This is a genomic window from Xanthomonas populi (genome assembly GCF_002940065.1).
GTDB classification, from domain to species: domain Bacteria; phylum Pseudomonadota; class Gammaproteobacteria; order Xanthomonadales; family Xanthomonadaceae; genus Xanthomonas; species Xanthomonas populi.
In genome coordinates this window covers 1-2,204 of record NZ_MDEJ01000250.1, presented here as the reverse complement: position 1 = coordinate 2,204, position 2,204 = coordinate 1, and the positions used below count along the sequence as shown (strand labels likewise).

Below are 2,204 nucleotides of genomic sequence, written 5' to 3'. Positions count from 1 at the left end.
CACGATGCGCGCACTTGTTTCTACACGATCCGGGTGCAACCAGCTGATCTATCTCGGGAAAACGTGGGGAAACCTCAGGTCCGGGTTGTAGTTTGGAACCTTGGAAACGCCATTGCTAAAGCAATGATGGGAGTATTCAACTCGCACCGTGAAATCCCGGGCAGCCCTACCCGGATGACCAGGTAGTGCGGGCCGTGCTGGCGCGTGAAATGAAACGAACGCAGGGTGAAGGTGTTTTAGAGTGTAACGAACACGATCATGGACATGGTCTGCCCATACTATGGTTGTGCTGCGGGTCGGCATTTCTGGGCCATCTCAGAAAACGGAAAAATCGTACGCGAAGCACGTGCCTATCGACATGCGGCGTGAACTGGGTCCCAGCATACAGCCCTCTGAATTGCGGTCATAAGGGATGAGGACTGTCGGGTAATGTCAGCATTCCGCTCTTGGCAGATCCTCCAGTGATGTGGTGAATCGACCAGACAAAAGATTTTGCCGCGACGCCCATTGCGGGGCCTTTTGCCACCCACTCGCGCCTAGTCCGGCTGTGCCGCGACCAAACCGCCGATTGATTGCGTCCAGGGCACTCATAAGCGCGTCATCGCCGACGCGCGCCGGTGTAAATAGGTCACTCTGCAAGTCAGCTGGTGCCGCCAGATCCATCAGGCAAACGCCTGCTTTTTTGGGGTATTCGGATTTTGTGATTGATCTTGCCCGCATCCAACCCGACGAGCCTTTGATCAGTTCAGATTGATCTCCGACTACTTACCACTGTCAGGTAAGTAGTGGTAAGTACCTCCGCCAGCCACTACAGCTCGCCTCTTTCCAGCAGCTTGATGAGCAGTTCGATGTCCGCTCCGTAGTTCTTTGGTGTGCTGGGTTTCGGCAGCACGCTTCCGGACGCAGTGCCGGGCGTCCGTTTCGCTGCCCGTGACACACGCTCCGGGGCGCGCTTCTCATACTTGGGCCGGGATAGCGTGTGCTTGTGGATACCTTCGGTGAACAGAATCTTGGCCCGGAGCGCCTCGAACGAGTAGCCTCGGCCCAGCCGGTTCATCACCCGGATCAGGTTGTTCAGGCTCTCGGTGTAGGCGTTCGTCACCGGATGCTCGAAGTAGTTGAGGATGTAGTAGCGCCAGTTGGACCACGCCCGTAGCAGGTTACGAAAAGCCAACCAACTGGACACTCATCGGCGACGGAACTGGACACCGCCGCCAAATGAATTGGATGCGAGCGCCAGAAGCGCTTGACAGCGCCGCCAGGACTAACTTCTCGGACTTGGCCGCCTTCGTCTTTCGCATGGATTCACCCTTGAGCGCTAGTTTGTGGCTGCTGTGAATCAGTCGATCCATGATGGCATCAGCCAAAGCAGGGTCATGGATAAACGCATGCCAGTCCTGCACTGGCATCTGGCCAGCCACAATCGTGGCGCCAGAGCCGACACGGTCATCGAGTAATTCCAGTAGATCTGCACGTCCGCGGCTGCTCAGCGGCGTCAGGCCGAAATCATCCAAGATTAGTAGTCCGGTCCTGGCGAGTTGATTGCGAAGCTTGGCCAGTGAGCCGTCCGCATGCCCGACCTCCATGTCTTCCAACAGGCGGCCTACGCGCCGGTAGCCTACGGTGATCCCTTGGCGTGCGGCTTGTACGGCCAGGGCACATGCCAACCAGGTCTTTCCAGTACCTGTTTGTCCAGTGACCAAAACGTTTTGGCGGTGCTCAATCCAGCCACAGGTCAGCAAATCCGCGATCACCGATCGATCCAACCCGCGCCCAACACGATAGTCAATAGCCTCCGGTTCGGCGTAGACCTTGAGCTTGGCATTGCGAATCAGGCGCGTGAAGCGCTTGCTGTCGCGCTGACTCACCTCGGCGTCAACCAGATGGCCAAGGCGCTGATCGAAGCCGAGTGCTCCGTAGCTGGATTGGGCGAGCTGATGTTCGACGCCAGCCACCATGCCGGTCAATTTGAGCGTTCGTAGCTGATCAATCGTATGTTCCAAAGACATAATGTTCTCCCTGAATTATGAGTAGTAGTTAGCACCGCGCACGTTTTCGTGCGCCTGTGGAGCGTCATCGTTGCTTGCACTGTCATCGCAAGATGCGCTGCGATCTAGATGGCGCACCAGGATCTGAGGTATCCCCACGTTTTTCAGCCCATGACCATCTGGTTGTAGACGTGTTCGGGCAGTGTGCGTAATCGC

The 2,204-nt window shown here is 56.9% G+C and carries 2 protein-coding genes and 2 pseudogenes; all 4 read right to left on the bottom strand.

What is annotated here, in order from left to right:
- Window positions 1-432: 432 nt before the first annotated feature.
- Entirely contained in the window at window positions 433-591 is a 159-nt protein-coding gene (locus XpopCFBP1817_RS23450) for a DUF4113 domain-containing protein (protein ID WP_244171287.1), read from the bottom strand.
- 217 nt (window positions 592-808) lie between these two features.
- Window positions 809-1,171 (bottom strand): annotated as a pseudogene (locus tag XpopCFBP1817_RS24185) (transposase); the annotation flags it as partial.
- Between the two features lie 121 nt (window positions 1,172-1,292).
- Window positions 1,293-2,009, bottom strand: a pseudogene (istB, locus tag XpopCFBP1817_RS20475) (IS21-like element helper ATPase IstB); the annotation flags it as partial.
- A 15-nt stretch (window positions 2,010-2,024) separates the two neighbouring features.
- On the bottom strand, window positions 2,025-2,204 hold a 180-nt coding region (locus XpopCFBP1817_RS22365; RefSeq protein ID WP_208619686.1), incomplete at its 5' end, for a hypothetical protein.